Source organism: Pseudomonas sp. BF-R-30, assembly GCF_019956175.1.
GTDB classification, from domain to species: Bacteria; Pseudomonadota; Gammaproteobacteria; order Pseudomonadales; family Pseudomonadaceae; genus Aquipseudomonas; species Aquipseudomonas jessenii.
Genome location: NZ_JAHBDE010000024.1, coordinates 46,861 through 64,556 on the forward strand (window position 1 = coordinate 46,861; position 17,696 = coordinate 64,556).

Genomic DNA, 17,696 nt, shown 5'->3' on the forward strand with positions numbered 1-17,696 from the left:
GAATGGAATCACACCGTCATGGGCACGAATTTCATCGCCAGGCCGTTCATGCAGTAACGCAGGCCGGTGGGTTTCGGGCCATCGTCGAAGACATGCCCCAGATGCCCGCCACAGCGCCGGCAATGAACCTCTTCACGGACCATGCCGAACGCACGGTCCTGGCGGGTCGCCACGGCCTTGTCCAGTGGTGCCCAGAAACTTGGCCAACCGGTGCGGCTGTCGAATTTGGTCGCCGAGGAAAACAGCGGCAGCTCGCAACCGGCACAGACGAACGTGCCATCGCGGTGCTCGTTGTTCAGCGGGCTGCTGTAGGCCCGCTCGGTGCCCTCTTCGCGAAGGATTTCGTACTGTTCATCGCTCAGAAGAGCGTGCCATTCGCTGTCGCTGTGGGTCACTTCGAATACCTCCGCTGCGCTGGCTTCACTGATCAAGGCCGAGCCTGTGGAAAACTTCGGCAACAGGCCGATCGCCAGGGCTGCCACCCCCAGCCCGCCGCTCGCTACAAGAAATTGCCGTCGTGAAAACATGCTCGCCTCCAAAAAATCCAGGGGTGTTTCATAGAACACAGCCTAGGCTTTGGGTGATCGCCAAATCCTCACGGGAAGTTAAACAATTCGTGATAACTCGGGCGCCGAAAAACCCGCACAATGCATAACGCCAATTTTGAACAATGCATTTCCTGTGGGAGCGAGCTTGCTCGCGATGACGATTGCACAGTCAGCATCGTCGTTGACTGACATTGCGCCATCGCGAGCAAGCTCGCTCCCACAGTTTTTGCACCTTGACCGAGTGGCATTACGCACAATGCGCCGAAGGATTGAGCTGTATGGAACAGACCAAACGCGTCCTGGTGGTCGAGGACGATATGCATATCGCCGACCTGATCTGCCTGCATCTTCGCGACGAGCAGTTCGAGGTGGTGCACAGCGCCGATGGCAATGAAGGCATGCGCCTGCTGCAGCAAGGCAACTGGGACGCACTGATCCTCGACCTGATGCTGCCCGGTGTCGACGGCCTGGAAATCTGCCGCCGCGCCCGCGCCATGGCCCGCTACACGCCGATCATCATCACCAGTGCGCGCTCCAGCGAAGTGCACCGGATTCTCGGCCTCGAACTGGGTGCCGACGACTACCTGGCCAAGCCCTTTTCCATGCTTGAACTGGTGGCCCGGGTCAAGGCGTTGCTGCGCCGGGTCGATGCCATGGCGCGCAACCTGAAGATGGACGCCGGCAGCCTGCTCACCGACGGCCTGGCCATCGACCCGATCACCCGCGAAGTGTCCCTCGATGGACGACGCCTGGACCTCACGCCCCGGGAGTTCGACTTGTTGTATTTCTTCGCCCGCCAGCCCGGCAAGGTGTTTTCGCGCATGGACCTGCTCAATGCCGTGTGGGGCTACAGCCACGAAGGCTACGAGCACACGGTCAACACCCACATCAACCGCCTGCGTGCCAAGATCGAGGCCGACCCGGCGCAACCGGTGCGCATCCTCACGGTCTGGGGGCGCGGCTACAAATTCGCCACAGGGGAGGAACCACGGCCATGAGGCTGACCCTGACGCAACGCCTGTCCCTGGTGTTCGCCGTGCTGCTGCTGGTGTGCTGCGGCACGTCGGCGTGGTTGCAGGTGCGCTCCAACCAGATGCATGAGCAGGAAGTGGTGCAAGGCTTGTCCCGGGACCTGGCGCAGCACATCGCCAGTGACACGGTGCTGATGGACACACAGGGCCTGATGCCCAATGCCGTGCGTGACCTGTTCAGCAAGCTGATGCAGGTCAACCCGAGCGTCGAGGTGTACCTGCTGGACACCGAGGGCAAGATTGTCGGCAGCGCCGCGCCCGAAGGCCGGATCCGTCGTGAGCGGATCGACCTGGCGCCGATCGAGCGCCTGTTGCGGGGCGATGCCCTGCCGATTCTCGGCGACGACCCGCGCAGCGTCGATGCGCGCAAGGTGTTCAGTGCTGCGCCGCTGAAGGTCGACGGCAAGCCGGCCGGTTATCTCTATGTGGTGTTGCTCGGCGAGGATCACGACCGCCTGGCCGAACGCGGTGCGACCAGTGCAGCGCTCAACACCGCGCTGTTGTCCATCGGGCTGGTGGCGTTGCTGTGCCTGATTGCCGGTCTCACCGCATTTGCCCTGATCACCCGGCCGTTGCGCCGCTTGACCGAAACCGTCAGCCAGTTCGACATCGATGGGGTGCCGGTCACACCGGCCCTGCCCGTCGCGGTGGAGAAAGCCGCGAGCCACGATGAAATCGCCGTACTCGATGCGGCGTTCAGACAGATGCAGACACGCTTGGGCGAGCAATGGCGCTCGTTGACCCGCCAGGATCAGGAGCGCCGCGAACTGGTGGCGAACATCTCCCACGACTTGCGCACGCCGCTGGCCTCGTTGCACGGTTATCTGGAAACCCTGTCGCTCAAGGACGCCACGCTGTCCCCTGCCGACCGTCGTCGTTATCTGGGCATCGCGCTGGACCAGAGCCGCAAGGTGGGTGGTCTGGCGCAGTCGCTGCTGGAACTGGTGCGGCTGGAACATGGCTTCGTACAGCCGGTGCTGGAACGCTTTTCCCTGACTGACCTGGCCCAGGACATCTTCCAGAAATTCGAACTCACCGCCGAAGCGCGTCAAGTCGAGTTGAAGGCCACTTTTGCCGCCAACGTCTCGGCGGCCTGCGCCGACCTTGGGCTAATCGAGCGTGTGCTGACCAACCTGTTCGACAACGCCCTGCGCCATACCCCGGCCGGTGGCGAGGTCGAACTGGGCCTGCGCCCGCAAGGCTCATTCATCGAAGTCACGGTCAGCGATACCGGCCCCGGCATCGCCCCGGAACTGCGCGAAGGGTTGTTCCTGCGGCCGTTCAATATCGGCGGCGCACGCCGTGATGGCGGGTTGGGGTTGCGGATCGTGCATCGCATCCTGCAATTGCACGGGCGCGAGATTCAGTTGATCGATGTGCCGGGGCGGGGTGCGACGTTCCGGTTTTCGCTGCCGATCGATGAGGAAACGGCGACTGCGTTGGCGGTGCGGTCGATGAACCTGAATACCCCGCGGCAGGCCTGAAAAGTTGTGGTGCCTGACAGGGCCCCATCGCGGGCAAGCCCGCTCCCACAGGGTGAGTGGGTGTACGCAAGATCTGCGAACAACCCAAACCACTGTGGGAGCGAGCTTGCTCGCGATGGTCTCAAGGGCACCGCGTACACCCGGAATGAACGCGTTATCGTTAACGTCCATCGCGAGCAGGCTCGCTCCTACAGGGGAGCAAAAACATGACCGGCCGCCTGTTGATCCGTGACAACGCCGCCCCGGTCCAATAGATTAGTCGGCCTGAAAAAGCCCCCGGGCTTTTTCGCCCCTATTCAAGTTCAAAGAAGTAGTGAAATTTCAATGTCCGATTCCAATACCGCTGAAACCGTTATCACCTTGTCGTCCAAAGCGGAATACGAAAACTCCATCAATCTTTCACAACACGTGCCTCAGGCCAAGACCATCAGCGAGATGGTGCTGGACGCGTTCCAGTCCACCCGCGAAAGCGACCAGATCCGCGAACTGCGCGCCGCGATCCGCCAGGCCCACGACAGCTTCGATGACGATAAAGCCTACGAACTGATGGGCCAGCTCAAGCAGCTCAAGGACGCCGAGGCCGCCGATATCGCCGCCCTCGAAGACCTGAGCGGCAAATTCCCGATCAGCCGCATCCTGTCCAGCTTCAAGGACGATCCGGCGTTCCAGGAAATCGTCTACGGCCTGGCCCTGAAGGTGCTGAACCAGACCCACCAGGCCATCAGCAACCCGAGCGGCGGCAAGAGCAAAGCCGCCAAGGCGAAGAAAGAAGTCGAAGTGTTCACCATCAGCAAGAACGGCATCAGCGTCACCCTGCCGATGCGCACCCCGCGCTCGCGCCTGAGCGTCGACCGTGAAGCCCTCGAATTCCTCGGCTTCACCTTCGTTGGCGAAGGCGAAGAGGCGGAACTGGAAAGCGAGACGTTCCTGGACAACAGCGGCGCCGAGCAAGCGGTCAACCGCAAGAACATCATCACCGCCCTGCAGCAGCAGACCGCGTTCGACGGGTACAGCATCGCCGCGCAGTAAGGCGCCCCTCGCCACAAGGTCCTCAGGGACTGCCCCATGAGCCCCGCCATCAGTGCGGGGCTTTTTATTGCCCGTGATTCGGGCAAAACCGCGATTACTCTTCCAGTATCGACGCAGAACACCACTTCCCTTCACCCATGAGCACCACGGGTCCGCCTGCGGGGAGCGTCAACTCACTTTCCAGCCCAGACCTCAGTGGTGCAACTGCCGAGGTCATCATGAACACGCCCCCCTTGTATCGCCAACTGGCCAACCACTACCTGGACGCTATCCGCAGCGGCACCCTGAAAACCGGTGAACGCCTGCCCTCGATTCGGTTGATGATGGAAAAACACGCCGTCAGCCTGTCGACCGCCGTGCAGGTGTGCCGGGAGCTGGAAGACTATGGCGTGCTGGAAGCCCGGCCACGCTCCGGCAACTACATTCGCCAGCCCGACACTGTGCCCAGGCCCATCCCGACGACCTCGGCGCCAGCGCTGGATACCCGCGCGTATGTCGGCATTCATGAACAGGTCTGCGCGGTGCTCAAGGCCAGTCAGCGCGCGACGATCAAGGTCAATTTCGCCAGCGCCTACTGCGCGCCGCAGCTTTACCCACTGAAGACCTTGCAAGACAACATGATCAAGGCGCTGCGCTACGACGCCTGCCTGCTCGGCACCGCGGGCGGCGCCTGCGGCAACAGCGCATTGCGCAACATCCTGGCCCGGCGGGCACTGGCCAGCAAGACCCACCTGGCCCCCGAGCGGATCGTGATCACCAACGGCGCCACCGAGGCGATCAATCTGGCCTTGCGTGCGGTCACCCGCCCCGGCGACACCGTGGCCGTGGAGTCGCCGACCTTCTACGGTCTGCTGCAAATTCTCGAAAGCCTGAACCTGCGCGTACTGGAAGTCCCGGCCTCGGCCCATACCGGGCTCAATCTGCAGGCCCTGCAACGGCTGCTGCAAGGCCCCGAACGGGTCAAGGCGCTGATCGTCATCCCCAACCTGCAAAACCCGTTGGGCAGCATCATGCCCGACGCCAACAAGGCACGGCTGGTGAAACTGTGCGCCGAGCACGACACCGTGCTGATCGAGGACGACACCTACGGCGACCTTGTGGACACTGAGCAGCCGCTGTCCACGCTCAAACATTGGGATAGCACCGACAACGTGATCTATTGCGCCTCGCTGAACAAAACCCTGGCACCGGGCATGCGCCTTGGCTGGATCAGCGCCGGCAAATGGCACGACCGCGTGGAGATGCTCAAGCATACGCAGTCGCGCGGGTGCGAGGCGTTATCGCAACTGGCGGCCAGTGCGTTCATGAAGACCCCGTCCTACGAACGTTACCTGCGGCGGTTGAGGAAAACCCTGACCGTACAACGCGAGCAGATGAGCGCAGCGATCACCCGCTATTTTCCCATCGGCACCAGCGTGACCCACCCGCAAGGCGGCACGCTGTTATGGGTGGAACTGCCTCGCCGGCATTCATCGATGACGTTTTTTCACGACGCGTTGAAGGCCGGCATCCAGATTTCACCTGGGGATATCTTTTCCAATGCCCGGCGTTTCGATCACTTTGTGCGCATTGGCTGTGGCGCGCCGTATTCGCCGCGGATTGATGAGGCTTTGGCGACGTTGGGACAAATCCTGAAAAACCAAGGTTGAACACGAACCTGTGGGAGCGGGCTTGCTCGCGAAAGCGGTGTGTCAGGCACATCGTTGCTGGCTGTGCTGCCGCCTTCGCGAGCAAGCCCGCTCCCACAAGGGACTTTCGGTGGGCACAACATCGGTGAACGACAGCGACCAAATGTGGGAGCGGGCTAGCTCGCGAAAGCGGTGTGTCAGGCACATCGTTGCTGGCTGTGCCGCCGTCTTCGCGAGCAAGCCCGCTCCCACAAGGGACTTTCGGTGGGCACAACATTGGTGAACGACAGCGACCACATGTGGGAGCGGGCTTGCTCGCGAAAGCGGTGTGTCAGACACATCGTTGCTGGCTGTGCTGCCGCCTTCGCGAGCAAGCCCGCTCCCACAAGGGACTTTCGGTGGGCACAACATCGGTGAACGACAGCGACCACATGTGGGAGCGGGCTTGCTCGCGAAAGCGGTGTGTCAGGCACATCGTCGCTGGCTGTGCTGCCGTCTTCGCGAGCAAGCCCGCTCCCACAAGGGACTTTCGGTGGGCACAACATCGGTGAACGACAGCGACCAAATGTGGGAGCGGGCTAGCTCGCGAAAGCGGTGTATCAGGCACATCGTTGCTGGATGTGCCGCCGTCTTCGCGAGCAAGCTCGCTCCCACAGGGTTGTAGGTGATCTTCAGAGCGGATTCAGGTGCAGGCAAATGATATGCGGGTCATCATTCCAGTGCGGAAAACGCTCGGCAATCAGCGGGTCGTGGCCGGGGATGACATGGTCTTCGCTGTCGGCCAGACGGTCGATCTCAGTGAAGGCTTCAAGGGTTTGCGCCAGGTCATCGAGAATCGGAAACGGACTGCGCTCACGAATGTTGATCCACAAATGCGCGGCATCCGAGGCCAGCACGATCCAGCCGCGCTCAGTGTTCACCCGCACGACCTGACTGCCGGGCGTATGCCCGCCTACCGGATGCAGGGTCACGCCCGGAACGACCTCGACAACACCGTTGTGCAAACGCATCCGCCCTTCGAACAGCGGCGGCAACGCCGACATCACGTCCTCGACTTCGTAGGTTTTGTTCACCGTGCGATGGACCATTTTCGGCCCGGTGCAGAAACGCAACTCCGCGTCCTGCAAATGCACGGTCGCCTTGGGGAACAACCCGAGGTTGCCGGCATGATCCCAATGCAAATGGGTAAGGATCAGGTGCTCGACCCGGGCCGGATCGATATCCAGTTGCCGCAGGGATTCTTCCGGCAGGCGGTACATCTGACGATTGCGCCTGTGCGCCGTGGACGGTTGGAAACAGGTGTCGACCACGATCACCTGTTGTTCATTGCGGATGACCCAGAAGTAGTAGTCCAGCGGCATCGGCGCATTCGGATCACCGCAGCAGGCGTCGTAGAGAAAATTCTCCCTGGCGGTGCGCTGGGCGTTTGCACCGACACGGATGGCGAACACTTCGTACACAGGCGTGGACATAAGCACCTCCGGGTTCAGGCGACCGCCGTGGTTTTGAGGGTCGGACGAAAGTCGAAATCGATCTGGTCGCTGATACCCAGGTCATGGGCCAATTTATGCAGGCCACTGTAGTCACGCATGATGGTCGCATTCCTGTTGCTCTCGCGGGTGTCGGCAATGATCAGCGCCGCCTCCTCGACCCCGAGCTGCGTCAGAATCGCCTCCCACATGGAGTAGTCCTGAGCGATAAAAGCACTCAGCGCCACTGACAAGTTGCGTGCGAAAAATTCCCGTTGAGTGGGCTGCATGTTGGCGTACATGACCTTCGCCACTTCGGCCAGCACCTTGCTGTGGGCGTACTCGTCGCGGTTGTGCAGTTCGGCCACCCGGCGGTTCTGCGGCTGGATGGTCTGGTCGTCCGCCAGCAAGTCCAGATAGGCGTTGACGCTGATCTCGGCCACCACCGCAAACGTGATCGCCGCCAGATCCCGCTGCCATTGCTCGGGCAGTGCTTCACGCTGGGCTTTCAGGCGCAGGTAAGTGACGGAGGGTGGCAAGTCCAGATCCTGATCCAGCGCCCGGTCCAGTTTGGTCCGTTCGATGGCGCGCAGGTGCATCAGCGTGTGGTAGTGCTCGTCGATCAGGGTTTGTTGCATGGCCTCGCGAAAATGCCAGTCATCCTTGCCCAGGTACTGATTGGCGATGACACTGAGTGCCGGGTTGACCACGTGTTCTTCGGCGGTGACGGTGCGCAGGTTGTAGCCGATCCAGCCCCAGGTCACCACGCTGCTTTTGAGCTCGTCGCTCAAGGCCTGGAATTTCGGATGATGGAAGAACGGCACCATGCACTCCGGGTAGTCCGGCCGCGCGGGATCAAAAACTTCTTCCGCCTGGCCCCTGTCCGGCGAACACACTGTGGCGCGCTTGGTCCAGGCCTGGTTGAGCCGCACGATCAGTTGATGATCGACCTGGGCGATCTCGATTGCTGTTTGCATGACGCGATACCTGTAAGGCGCGTACCCGCCAGGGGGTACGCCAAAAGAATGTAGGGCGACGGAAAAATCAGGCCAGCCAATAGCGGGTCAGGTTGCGCGCCGGGTCAGTGTAACGACTGCGGGCGTGAATCATCCGCCAGTTGTCCCAAATCAGCAGGCATCCGTCGGGAATCAACACCGGAACGTTGTGCTCGACGAAGTACGCTTCGCCGAGCACGGCAAACCTGGCCAGCGGCGAGGTGTTGTTGGTCACCAGTGATTGCTGCAACGCTTCCTTGGACGGGTTCACGTCGCCGTAGTGAAACTGGTTGTAGCTGAAGCGGAAAATATCCCCGTCTTCCGTAGGCGTGAGGATGTATTCCTTGACCCGCCGCTGTCCCGGTTCACCCGGTTTGGCGGTGGCGACAAATTCTACCGGTGTGTCATCCAGCCACTCACGCAGTTGCGGTTCGCTGCGCTCCAGGGACTTGAGAAATTCATAACCGTCCACCAACCCGGTGTGCCCGCCTCCGCACCTGGCCTGTTTATGGCAATGCAACGCCAGATAGCGTGGCGGCGGCCCGTACACAGGCGCTTCAGTGTGCGGGCCGATGCCGTTCATGCTCTGGGAATATGGCAAGTCTTCGTAACCCGGCTTGCGGGTAATGGCAAAGGCCGTCTGGCCGTTGAACTGCGGAATGATCCGACCGAACTCGCACAAGGTGCCTACGACATCATCGGCAAATTCGTCCGGGATCAGCACCGTCCAGCCCAACGTCGACAGTTCTTCGTGACGATGGCCGAGCGAAATGCAAGGTTGAGACGCAACAATCCCTTGGTCTGACATGGTGAGATTCCTGGCGGGTTATCCGGCGTTGACGGTTGAGGTGTAAGCGGCGATGAAGTCGCGGCAGGCGTCACCCGGTCGATAATGCTGCTCATCGATGCTCTGCACCGGGGTGATTTCGGCGGCGGTGCCGGTGAGAAAACACTCATCGAAGTTGCCAAGCTCTGTAGGCAAAATCGTGCGTTCGACCACCTGGTAGTCCAGCGCTTTGGCCAGTTCGATCACGGTCTGGCGGGTGATGCCGTTGAGGAAACAATCCGGCAGCGGCGTATGCAACGTCCGGCCTTTGACGAAGAACACATTGGCGCTGGTGGCCTCGGCAACGTGGCCGCGCCAGTCGAGCATCAGCGCGTCGTGGTAACCCGTGTTCTCGGCGTCGTGCTTGCTCAGCGTGGCTATCTGGTAATGCCCGGAGGCCTTGGCCTCGAACGGGCTGCTGCTCGGTGGCGGGCGGCGCCAGCTCGCGGTCTTCAAGCGGATACCAGCCATGCGCGCCGCCGGGTCGAAATAGCTCGGCCACTGCCAGCACGCGATGGCCACATGCACACGGTTGAAACGTGCCGAGGTGGAGATCATCTCGCTGCCACGCCAGGCCACCGGGCGCAGGTAGCCGTCGACAACCTTGTTGCGTTGCAGCAGTTCATGGCTCGCCGCTTCCAGTTCAGCCATCTCATAGGGGATGGCAAAGTCCATCCATTGCGCCGAGCGATACAAGCGCTCGCTGTGTTCGCGCAGCTTGAAAATCCTGCCGTTGTAGACCCGCTCGCCTTCATACACGGTGCTCGCGTAATGCAGGCCATGGGTCAGCACATGCAACTGCGCCCGGGACCACTCGACGAACTCGCCGTCGAGCCAGATAACGCCCTCGCGCTGATCAAACGGGATACTGCTCATATCCATATCTCCCCATTGTTCATGAATTTTCCTACGCCGTTTCCAGCAACACGGGTATCAATTCCGGCACGGCGGTGAACTCGGTCTGAAAGAAGAACGCACGCTCGCCGAAGGCCGGTTGCAAGTCGTCGAACCAGGTCACTTGCGGATCGAAGCGCGCGTAGAACGTGCGCAACACCCATTGCGGATTGCGTGCCTGGAGGAACTGCAAGACGAAGACCTTTTCCCCGGCGACGGTCTCGATGCCATTGATCAACACCTTGCCGTAGAAGGTGCTCATGGATGGCCCGCGCACCGTTCGCGCCAGCCCCGATACCGTGCGGTACGCCGCCTGGAAGATCTCGAAGGCCCGGGCCAGCGGCATCGCGAAGTAGTGGCTGGGCCCGGTGTCACGCTCGACGAACATGTAATAAGGCACCGCCCCGAGCCGCACCCCTTCGGTCCACAGCGCCGCCCAGTCAGCGGGGTTTTCGTTGACGTGGCGGATCACCGGCGCCTGCATGCGCACCGTCGCGCCCGTCGAGCGAATACGCTCGATGGCCTGGCGGGCGATGGTCTGGCGGATCTCCACCGGGTGGTTGTAGTGGCCCATGATCGACAGGTTTTTCCCCGCCGCGACGATGCGCTGGAACAGCTCCAGCAGTTCAGGTGCATCTTTGTCGCTGACAAAACGCTGCGGCCAGTACGCCACGGACTTGGTGCCGATGCGGATGTTCTTCAGGTGTGGCAAATCCAGCAGCGGCTTGATGTAACCGGCCAGGGAGCGGGTGTTCATGATCATCGGGTCGCCGCCGGTAATCAGCACGTCGGTCACTTCGGTGTGCACCCTCAGGTAACTGACCAGCTCCTGGGACTCACGGGCGTTGAACTTGAGTTCTTCCTCGCCGATGAACTGCGCCCAGCGGAAACAGAAGGTGCAGTACGCGTGACAGGTCTGACCGGCACCGGGGAAAAACAGCACGGTCTCGCGGTATTTGTGCTGGATGCCCGGCAGGACCTTGCCGTTGAGGGTGACTCCGTTGTGGGTCAACTGCCCGGCCGGATGCGGGTTCATGCGCCGCCAGATCGCCTCGATCCGACGCTTGATCGCCGCGCTGTCGTCCTGCTCGATCAGTTGTTTGAGCGAGGCATATTCCTCCGCCAGCAACATGTCCTTGTGGGGAAAAGTCATGCGGAAAACCGGATCGTCGGGGATGTTGCTCCAGTCGATCAGCGTGCCCAGCACGTATTCGTTGGTGCGAAACGGCATGACCCTGGCCACCACGGTCATGGCCTCCTGCAACGCCGGCGTCAGCTTGTGCCAGTACGGTGTGTCGCGGATGGTGCGTGAGTTATAGGGTTTGTAGCGTTCGTGCTCCGACAGTCCTTGCATGGCCGCGCTCCTGGTGATTGCCCTGTTGTTACGCGATGGCCGGCGCTTTGCGCTCTATGTCCATCCACGCCCGAACGCTGTCGCGATCCCACTGGCGACGCACATATGCCGCGAGCCGTGCCGGCACCGGATCGCCGTTGGCAACCAGGCGGTTGAGCATGATTGCCAGGTCGGTGTCGGCAATGCTCCAGTCACCGAACAGATGCTCGGCGCCCTCTTCCAGCAAATGCCCGGCGACGAAGAACAAGCGCTCGACGGCGGCTTGGGCCTCGTCGGACAGCACGGTGTTTTTCTTGCCGAAGTACACCAGGTCAAACGGGCGCTCCTTGCGCACCACCAACAAGTCACTGCGCAACCAGGCCTGCAATTGACGGGCACGGGCGCGCTGGCGGATGTCCTGCGGATAGAGTTTTTTATGCCCCGGGGAGAGTTCATCGAGGTATTCGGCAATCGCCGATGATTCCGACAAGGCAAAATCGTCGTGAACCAGCGTTGGAATCTTGCAGGTCAGCGAAAGATTGCGATAAGTCGTCAGATAGTTTTCGCGTGCTTTTAGATCGACAGTAACAAGTTCAAATGAAAGTTGCTTTTCCTTGAGCGCCACAAAAGCCGACATCGCAAAAGCGCTGATATGATCGGCGCCGACATACAGTTTTAGCTTCCTGTTATCCATAGAACACTCCATTCACTGACTGCAGGGATTAACGTGCATTGGAAGTGATCGTAGTTAGTTGGATGAAGGCTGAATAGATACAGAATTTGCCTGATTCAATCGATACAGAAAGTTGTTTTTCACCGACAGATACGCAGCCAAAATCCCGGCAATAGCGCTGCAAAAGGCGATACCGGCAGCAGGTCTGAAAAACAGGAGCCAACGATAGTTGGCTCCCTTGGCTGATGCGCTGGGAAATTACGGCTGGGTGGTGATCAGTCCATGGCTGTCGGCAAAGTTCGAAAGCAGTGCCATTTGTGGCATGTTGCTCATGTTCAGCATCGCCAGAGGCTCGTGTTTACTGGTGTTGACGAAGCCGTGTCTGGTCCACGCCGGCACCAGTAGCACATCGCCATTACTGACGTTGACCCCGTCGGCATCGCCGAGGGTCAACACGCCGCTGCCGCACTGGATGACAAACAGATGCCACCAGGAATGGGCATGACCGTTGAGCGTCACACCGGGGTTCAGCCATTGCATGGCGATCGCCATGCCAGGCGTAACTTCACAGCCTTCAATGCTCTTGTCGTGAGCCAACGCGACAATATCAACGTCGCTGGCTTCAAGGGCCTCACGCATACTCGCTAGTTCGGTGCCTTTCCATACCTTGGGACTTGGCGCTCGATGGTGCAGGCTTTGACGAAAGTCCTTATATGAAAAAAATGCACCTTGAAAGTTATCCATTCGCACATCCTTTCTTATTATTCCCCATACTTTAGCGCCGAACCTTAAGTTAAGGATTCAGCGCTGTAAAGTCGGAAAACAACTTACACAACCGATGGGCGCAAGGCGGCAATCATGTCCACTTCTATCGCGGCATTCTTGGGTAACTGATAAACACCGACTGTGGTGCGCGTATGTTTGCCGGCATCGCCCAGTACATGGCTGAACACATCCGAGGCGCCGTTGGCCACTTCGCTCAAATCGACAAAGTCCGCCGTGGACCTCACATACACCGTTACCCGGATCAGTGACTTGATCTTGTCCAGCGAACCAATGGCATCGACGATCAACGCCAGCCCACGCATCGCACTGATGCTGGCGGCCGCCTGCGCATCAGCCATGGTGAGATCCAGTCCGACGCGGCCGGGGTAATGGATCTTGCCGTTCATGCGTGGCACCAGGCCGCTGATGTACAGCTCATCGTGATGACGGATCAACGGCGCGTAATGCCCGCCTGCGGTGTTTTCACCGTAAATGTCATAACCAAACTCTTTGGCCAGGGCGATGAAGCGTTCATCGCAGGTCATGTGCTGGATCATTGATCGAACCCTCTTGATCAGTAATGCAAAAAACGGGTGCTTGCTGGCTCAACACACGGCGCGAGTGACCGGTGCCAGGCAAGTCACCTCGATGCGTGACTCAATCACCTCGGCCAGACGCAACAGGTCGTTGCTCAGTTGCCCGTAGTGTTCGTTGAACAACACGATGTGGCCGATGAATGAGAAGTTGTCCTTGACCTGCGCGCTGACCGAGTCACCGATGCGCTTGACGTACTGGCCTTCCACCAGTTCAATGCGCAGCGAACGGGCCACGGTAGCGATGTCGGGCGTCGCCCGCAGGATGCCGCCGGCCGGCGCCCTGAGCAGGCGAATGCCGCAGTAGCCGCGGGCCACTGGCTCATGCTGTTCGGTCTTGCCTTCCACCGCCCAGCGCACCCAGCGTTCCCACGGATCGAAATTGACGAAGGCGCGTTTGGCCAGGTCCCAGATGTGCATGCCGCCGGGGCGCATGTTGGTTTCCACGGCCGAGGTCAGGTTGTCGCTGCGCAGGAACACTTCGTTGTGCCAGGCACCGTTGTCCTGGGAGACCAGCGCCGACATGTGCCGGCCAGCCGCCATCAGCCGCGCCTGCACGTCCACCGACAACGGCGCAGGCACCACTTGCTGGATCTCGGCGCGGTAGGCGCCTTCGGTGGTGGTTTTTTCCGTCACCCAGGTGCTGCCGGCCACACAGTCCCAGCTGTATTCACGGGCGTTCTGCACCAGCGCTTCAAGGACGATGCCGCCTTCGCGGTAAGGCTTCAGGGCCAGCCAGGCGTCATCGCATTCCGAAGGGTGATGGATGACGCGACAGCCCCGGCTCGCACCTTCGCAGGCCGGTTTGATGAAGGCCTTGCCGCCCAGTTCGACGACGCGCTGGCGCAGTTCCGACAGGTTTTCGACCCGCGTGGAAAACACCGGCCGGTATTCTCCGGGGGAGGTGCTGGCCGCCGCTTCGAGCCGACGGAAGATCTGCTTGTCCAGGCCCGCCCCCGCTTCTTCCAGGGTAATGCCCGGCAGGCCGAAGTGAGTGGCCAGCGCTGCACCGAGCAGCACGCCGCGATCGGAGAACGGAAGTACGCCGATCAGCTTCCAGCTGTCGGCATTCAGGCACCCCACCACCAGTTCAAGGGATGCCGACACATCTTCTTCCGCCAGCGAAGTGCTGCAGACGTGATCGGCCACCTGGTCGTCATGGGGTTGAATTTGCTCGACCAGCAGGATGAGCCTGGCGTTGTAGAGCGACTTGCACAGCTCGCGCAGTTTCTGGATGTCGTGAACCCGATTGCCGTTGTAACCGACCACTACTACACATGAAGTCGTATTCATAATGCCCCTGACCTGCAAAGTGAAAACCGCAACGGCGATGACTCAGTCATGCAACGACGCATTGGATTTACGGTTGAGCCAGTACCAGGCCAGGATCCCTGCGGCACCGATGGCGGCCAGCACCAGCGCGTTGTACGGCGCCGGCACCACACGCATGATCAACACGGTCAGCCCGGCCCCGACGCCCAGGGACACTTCCTTGACGAACATGTTGTTCTGTTTGACGGAGAAGTAATCGAGGTAGCTGAAGGCGCATTCGGCAATGGACAGCAGCGCCACCCAGACCAGCGCCCCGGCGAGGGTTTCGACCTGGAACGCGGCAGGCGAAGACAGCACCGCAAAACCGCCGACGATGATCCCGATCACCGCCACAACCTTGTAGCGCCCGGTGCGCTCGATCAGCTTCATCACCGGCACTTGGGCGAAGACCACCACGGCGCTGTTGAGGATCAGCATCAAGCCGTACCAGGCCGGCAACTCGCCGGTCTTGAGCAGGATTGCCTGTGGCAGGATCGAGAACACCCCGAACAGCTTGATGCCCATGATGATCCCGGCGATCACCCAGGGCAGTTTATTGCCCCAGTTGCTGCCGACCTGAGTGGCCGGGCGGGCTACCACCGGCTCGGTGGTGAAGGTCGCGCCGAGGGCGATCGGCAGGCACAGCAACACGAACGCCGCCGCGCCGAGGAAAAACATCGTCGGCGTGAGAAGCGGCGACAGCAGGATCAAACCGGCCACCAGGCTGCCCATGTTCATGGCTACGCGGTTGTAGGCCGCGCCTTCCTTGGTCTGGGCCGCTTCGCTCTTGATCAGGTAACCGGCAATGGCAATGCCGTAGGCAAACAACGCGGCAGCAAACATCACCATGCCTTGATTGCTGGTCAACGCCAGCAGTACCAGGCCAAGGCCGGCACACAGCAGCGTGACGCTCAGGGAACGACGGCCAAGTACCAGTAAAGTCAGGGGCAACAGCAGCAACAAGGCGCGATATCCAAGGGCCAGGATGCTGTTGGTGGCCGTGTCGAGCCAGACGTTGGCCTTGCCCAGTACCGCGAACAGCGAGACGGCGGTGATGATCCGGATCGTGAATAACCGCAGGTTAATGACCGGTTTAGCCACCGCGACCGTTGTTTCGACACTCATGCAGCACCTCAGGAACCGGGTGAACGCCCGCCGACAAAGGCTGACATTCAGAAAAGTCTGTAAGGGCATGGTAGAGAGAGAGGCTTGTCCTGATCAGGGCAAGTTCGTATAGAATCCAACGAACTTTACTGCCGGAGAGACCAGTAAAATGCAGGTTCAACGTGCAGTCATTGCCGCCATTGAATTCCAGCCCGGTGCGCCGCTGGTGCAGCAGATCGTCGATCAGCTGACGCATGCCATCAGCACCGGGGGCCTGCCCCACGGCGCCAAGCTGCCGCCGATTCGCGAACTCTCCGACTTGATGAACGTGGGCAAGTCCACGGTGGTCGATGCACTGGACCGCATGCGGGCCAAAGGGCTGGTGGTGTCGCGCCAGGGCTCCGGGCATTACGTGCATCGCTCCGAAGCGGCGCTGAAAAGCGGCACCGGCCCGGACCTGCAACCCCAGGACACCCTCAGCGTGATTCGTCGCGCCTTGCTGCTGGACAACGGCGCGCTGCGCCCCGGCTGCGGTTTTCTGCCGACCTCGTGGCTACCCGCCGAAGAATTGCAGAAAGCCGTGCGCAGTACCCTGCGAGCAACGTCGTTGCGCATGGGTGAGTACGGCGTGGCCGGCGGTTACTTGCCGTTGCGCCAGGCCCTGCGGGTGAAACTGGCGACCTTCGGCATCGAAGCGCCGGTGGACCAGATCATCACCACCGCCAACACCATGCAGGCCATCGACCTGCTGATGCGCCTGCTGGTCAAACCCGGCGACACCGTACTGCTCGACGACCCCTGCTACTTCAACATGCACGCCAATCTGGCGCTGCACGGGGCCAAGGTCATCACCATCGCACGGGATTGCGACGGCATGGACCTCGACGCCTTCGAGCAACTGCTGATCGCCCACAAACCCGTGCTGTACATGACCAACAGCACGCTGCATAACCCCACCGGCCACTCGTTTACCCCGGCCCAGGTTTACCGCTTGCTGGAACTGAGCCACCGCCATGGCTTCCACATTGTCGAAGACGACCTGTACTGCGACATCCAGCAACGCCGCACCCCGCGCCTGGCCGCCAGCGGGCTGGACAACGTGAGTTATGTCTCCGGCTTCTCCAAGACCCTGACCGCCAACAGCCGGGTCAGCTACACCGTTCTCTCGCCACAATTGGCGGCGCGGATGGTCGCGTTGAAAATGGCCTGCGGCGGGGTTACATCGGAACTGGCGGAGCAGATCACCTGCACCATGCTCAGCGACGGCAGCTATGCCAAGCATGCGCGGCGCACGGTGGATCGGCTGTATGAATCGAACAGTCGTGTGGCCAGTTGGTTGGCGGAGGCTGGGTGTTCGCTTTCCTCGCTTCCCGGAGAAGGGGTGTTTATATGGGCGCGGTTGCCGGACGGCCTGCATGCCGAAAACCTGGCTCGCCAGGGGCTGGAGAACAATATGGTATTGGCGCCGGGCACCTTGCTGAGCAAAGGGCCGGATGCCAGCCAGTTCCTGCGCTTCAATGTGGCGCACAGCGATAGCTTGCAAGTGCGCGAGCGGTTTTTCCGGTTGCTTGAAAAATAAAGCAAGTAACCGACGACCACCGACCTTGTGGGAGCGAGCTTCCTCGCGATGAGGCCGTCACATTCAAAATTGATGTTGCCTGACACGCCGCCATCGCGAGCAAGCTCGCTCCCACAGGGGTCCGCGTCGTACTCGATATCAGCGATGACGTTAGTCCAATGTGGGAGCAGGCTTGCTCGCGAAGAGGCCGTCACATCCAGCATCAATATTGCCTGACACACCGCCTTCGCGAGCAAGCCCGCTCCCACAGGGGGCCAGCGTCGTACTTAAAACTGGTGGCAGCACGGCCCACCAGAATTGCCCCAACAAAATGTATGGTCAGCCCATCTCCTGCAACCCCATGGGCTGTTTTCGGTAAAGCTGGCTTGCGCTAATGTATCCGGGCTCGTAGTGAGCGTTGCGCTAACAACGCTCGGCCCTCGATGAGTAGCCGC

Annotated in this window: 16 protein-coding genes; 5 read left to right on the top strand and 11 right to left on the bottom strand. The window is 60.8% G+C overall.

Going from position 1 to position 17,696, the window contains the following annotated elements:
* Window positions 1–8: 8 nt before the first annotated feature.
* The gene (msrB, locus tag KGB20_RS14795) at window positions 9–527 is read right to left on the bottom strand and encodes a peptide-methionine (R)-S-oxide reductase MsrB (protein WP_150815022.1); all 519 of its coding nucleotides are present in this window, start codon (window positions 525–527) and stop codon (window positions 9–11) included.
* A gap of 299 nt (window positions 528–826) precedes the next feature.
* On the opposite strand from msrB, the gene KGB20_RS14800 reads away from it, so the two are divergent.
* The 4 genes from KGB20_RS14800 to KGB20_RS14815 all read left to right on the top strand — a co-directional run bounded on the left by KGB20_RS14800 (window position 827) and on the right by KGB20_RS14815 (window position 5,741).
* Window positions 827–1,546 carry a response regulator transcription factor gene (locus KGB20_RS14800; protein WP_154947346.1) on the top strand — a complete coding sequence of 240 codons (720 nt, stop codon included), beginning with the start codon at window positions 827–829 and terminating at the stop codon, window positions 1,544–1,546.
* Complete coding sequence (locus tag KGB20_RS14805) at window positions 1,543–3,063, top strand: sensor histidine kinase (protein ID WP_154947345.1); 1,521 nt, start codon at window positions 1,543–1,545, stop codon at window positions 3,061–3,063. Before KGB20_RS14800 ends, KGB20_RS14805 begins: the two co-directional genes overlap by 4 nt.
* A 324-nt stretch (window positions 3,064–3,387) precedes the next feature.
* Entirely contained in the window at window positions 3,388–4,092 is a 705-nt protein-coding gene (locus KGB20_RS14810; protein ID WP_150815026.1) for a hypothetical protein, read from the top strand.
* A gap of 218 nt (window positions 4,093–4,310) precedes the next feature.
* On the top strand, window positions 4,311–5,741 hold the full coding sequence (locus tag KGB20_RS14815; protein WP_154947344.1) for a PLP-dependent aminotransferase family protein: 1,431 nt from the start codon (window positions 4,311–4,313) through the stop codon (window positions 5,739–5,741).
* A 650-nt stretch (window positions 5,742–6,391) separates the two neighbouring features.
* On the opposite strand, the gene KGB20_RS14820 is transcribed toward KGB20_RS14815, so the two are convergent.
* The 10 genes from KGB20_RS14820 to KGB20_RS14865 form a co-directional block, all read right to left on the bottom strand.
* Entirely contained in the window at window positions 6,392–7,192 is an 801-nt protein-coding gene (locus KGB20_RS14820; RefSeq protein WP_154861641.1) for an N-acyl homoserine lactonase family protein, read from the bottom strand.
* A gap of 14 nt (window positions 7,193–7,206) precedes the next feature.
* The gene (locus KGB20_RS14825) at window positions 7,207–8,166 is read right to left on the bottom strand and encodes a diiron oxygenase (RefSeq protein WP_154861639.1); all 960 of its coding nucleotides are present in this window, start codon (window positions 8,164–8,166) and stop codon (window positions 7,207–7,209) included.
* A 67-nt stretch (window positions 8,167–8,233) separates the two neighbouring features.
* Window positions 8,234–8,992 carry a TauD/TfdA family dioxygenase gene (locus KGB20_RS14830; protein ID WP_102669145.1) on the bottom strand — a complete coding sequence of 253 codons (759 nt, stop codon included), beginning with the start codon at window positions 8,990–8,992 and terminating at the stop codon, window positions 8,234–8,236.
* 18 nt (window positions 8,993–9,010) lie between these two features.
* Window positions 9,011–9,886 carry a branched-chain amino acid aminotransferase gene (locus KGB20_RS14835; RefSeq protein ID WP_154861638.1) on the bottom strand — a complete coding sequence of 292 codons (876 nt, stop codon included), beginning with the start codon at window positions 9,884–9,886 and terminating at the stop codon, window positions 9,011–9,013.
* A gap of 31 nt (window positions 9,887–9,917) precedes the next feature.
* The gene (locus KGB20_RS14840) at window positions 9,918–11,258 is read right to left on the bottom strand and encodes a KamA family radical SAM protein (protein ID WP_154947917.1); all 1,341 of its coding nucleotides are present in this window, start codon (window positions 11,256–11,258) and stop codon (window positions 9,918–9,920) included.
* Window positions 11,259–11,286: 28 nt separating this feature from the next.
* A complete protein-coding gene (gene yfcF, locus KGB20_RS14845) occupies window positions 11,287–11,931 on the bottom strand; it encodes a glutathione transferase (protein WP_154947918.1) in 645 nt (214 codons plus the stop codon).
* Between the two features lie 237 nt (window positions 11,932–12,168).
* Complete coding sequence (locus tag KGB20_RS14850; RefSeq protein WP_154861634.1) at window positions 12,169–12,654, bottom strand: cupin domain-containing protein; 486 nt, start codon at window positions 12,652–12,654, stop codon at window positions 12,169–12,171.
* Between the two features lie 83 nt (window positions 12,655–12,737).
* Complete coding sequence (locus tag KGB20_RS14855) at window positions 12,738–13,232, bottom strand: RidA family protein (RefSeq protein WP_102669141.1); 495 nt, start codon at window positions 13,230–13,232, stop codon at window positions 12,738–12,740.
* A 48-nt stretch (window positions 13,233–13,280) separates the two neighbouring features.
* On the bottom strand, window positions 13,281–14,561 hold the full coding sequence (locus KGB20_RS14860) for a biotin carboxylase (protein WP_154947919.1): 1,281 nt from the start codon (window positions 14,559–14,561) through the stop codon (window positions 13,281–13,283).
* Between the two features lie 42 nt (window positions 14,562–14,603).
* Entirely contained in the window at window positions 14,604–15,704 is a 1,101-nt protein-coding gene (locus KGB20_RS14865; RefSeq protein ID WP_154947920.1) for an MFS transporter, read from the bottom strand.
* Between the two features lie 148 nt (window positions 15,705–15,852).
* Between KGB20_RS14865 and KGB20_RS14870 the strand changes: the two genes are divergently transcribed.
* Window positions 15,853–17,262, top strand: a complete 1,410-nt coding sequence (locus KGB20_RS14870) for a PLP-dependent aminotransferase family protein (protein ID WP_150815162.1) — start codon at window positions 15,853–15,855, stop codon at window positions 17,260–17,262.
* Window positions 17,263–17,696 lie beyond the last annotated feature (434 nt).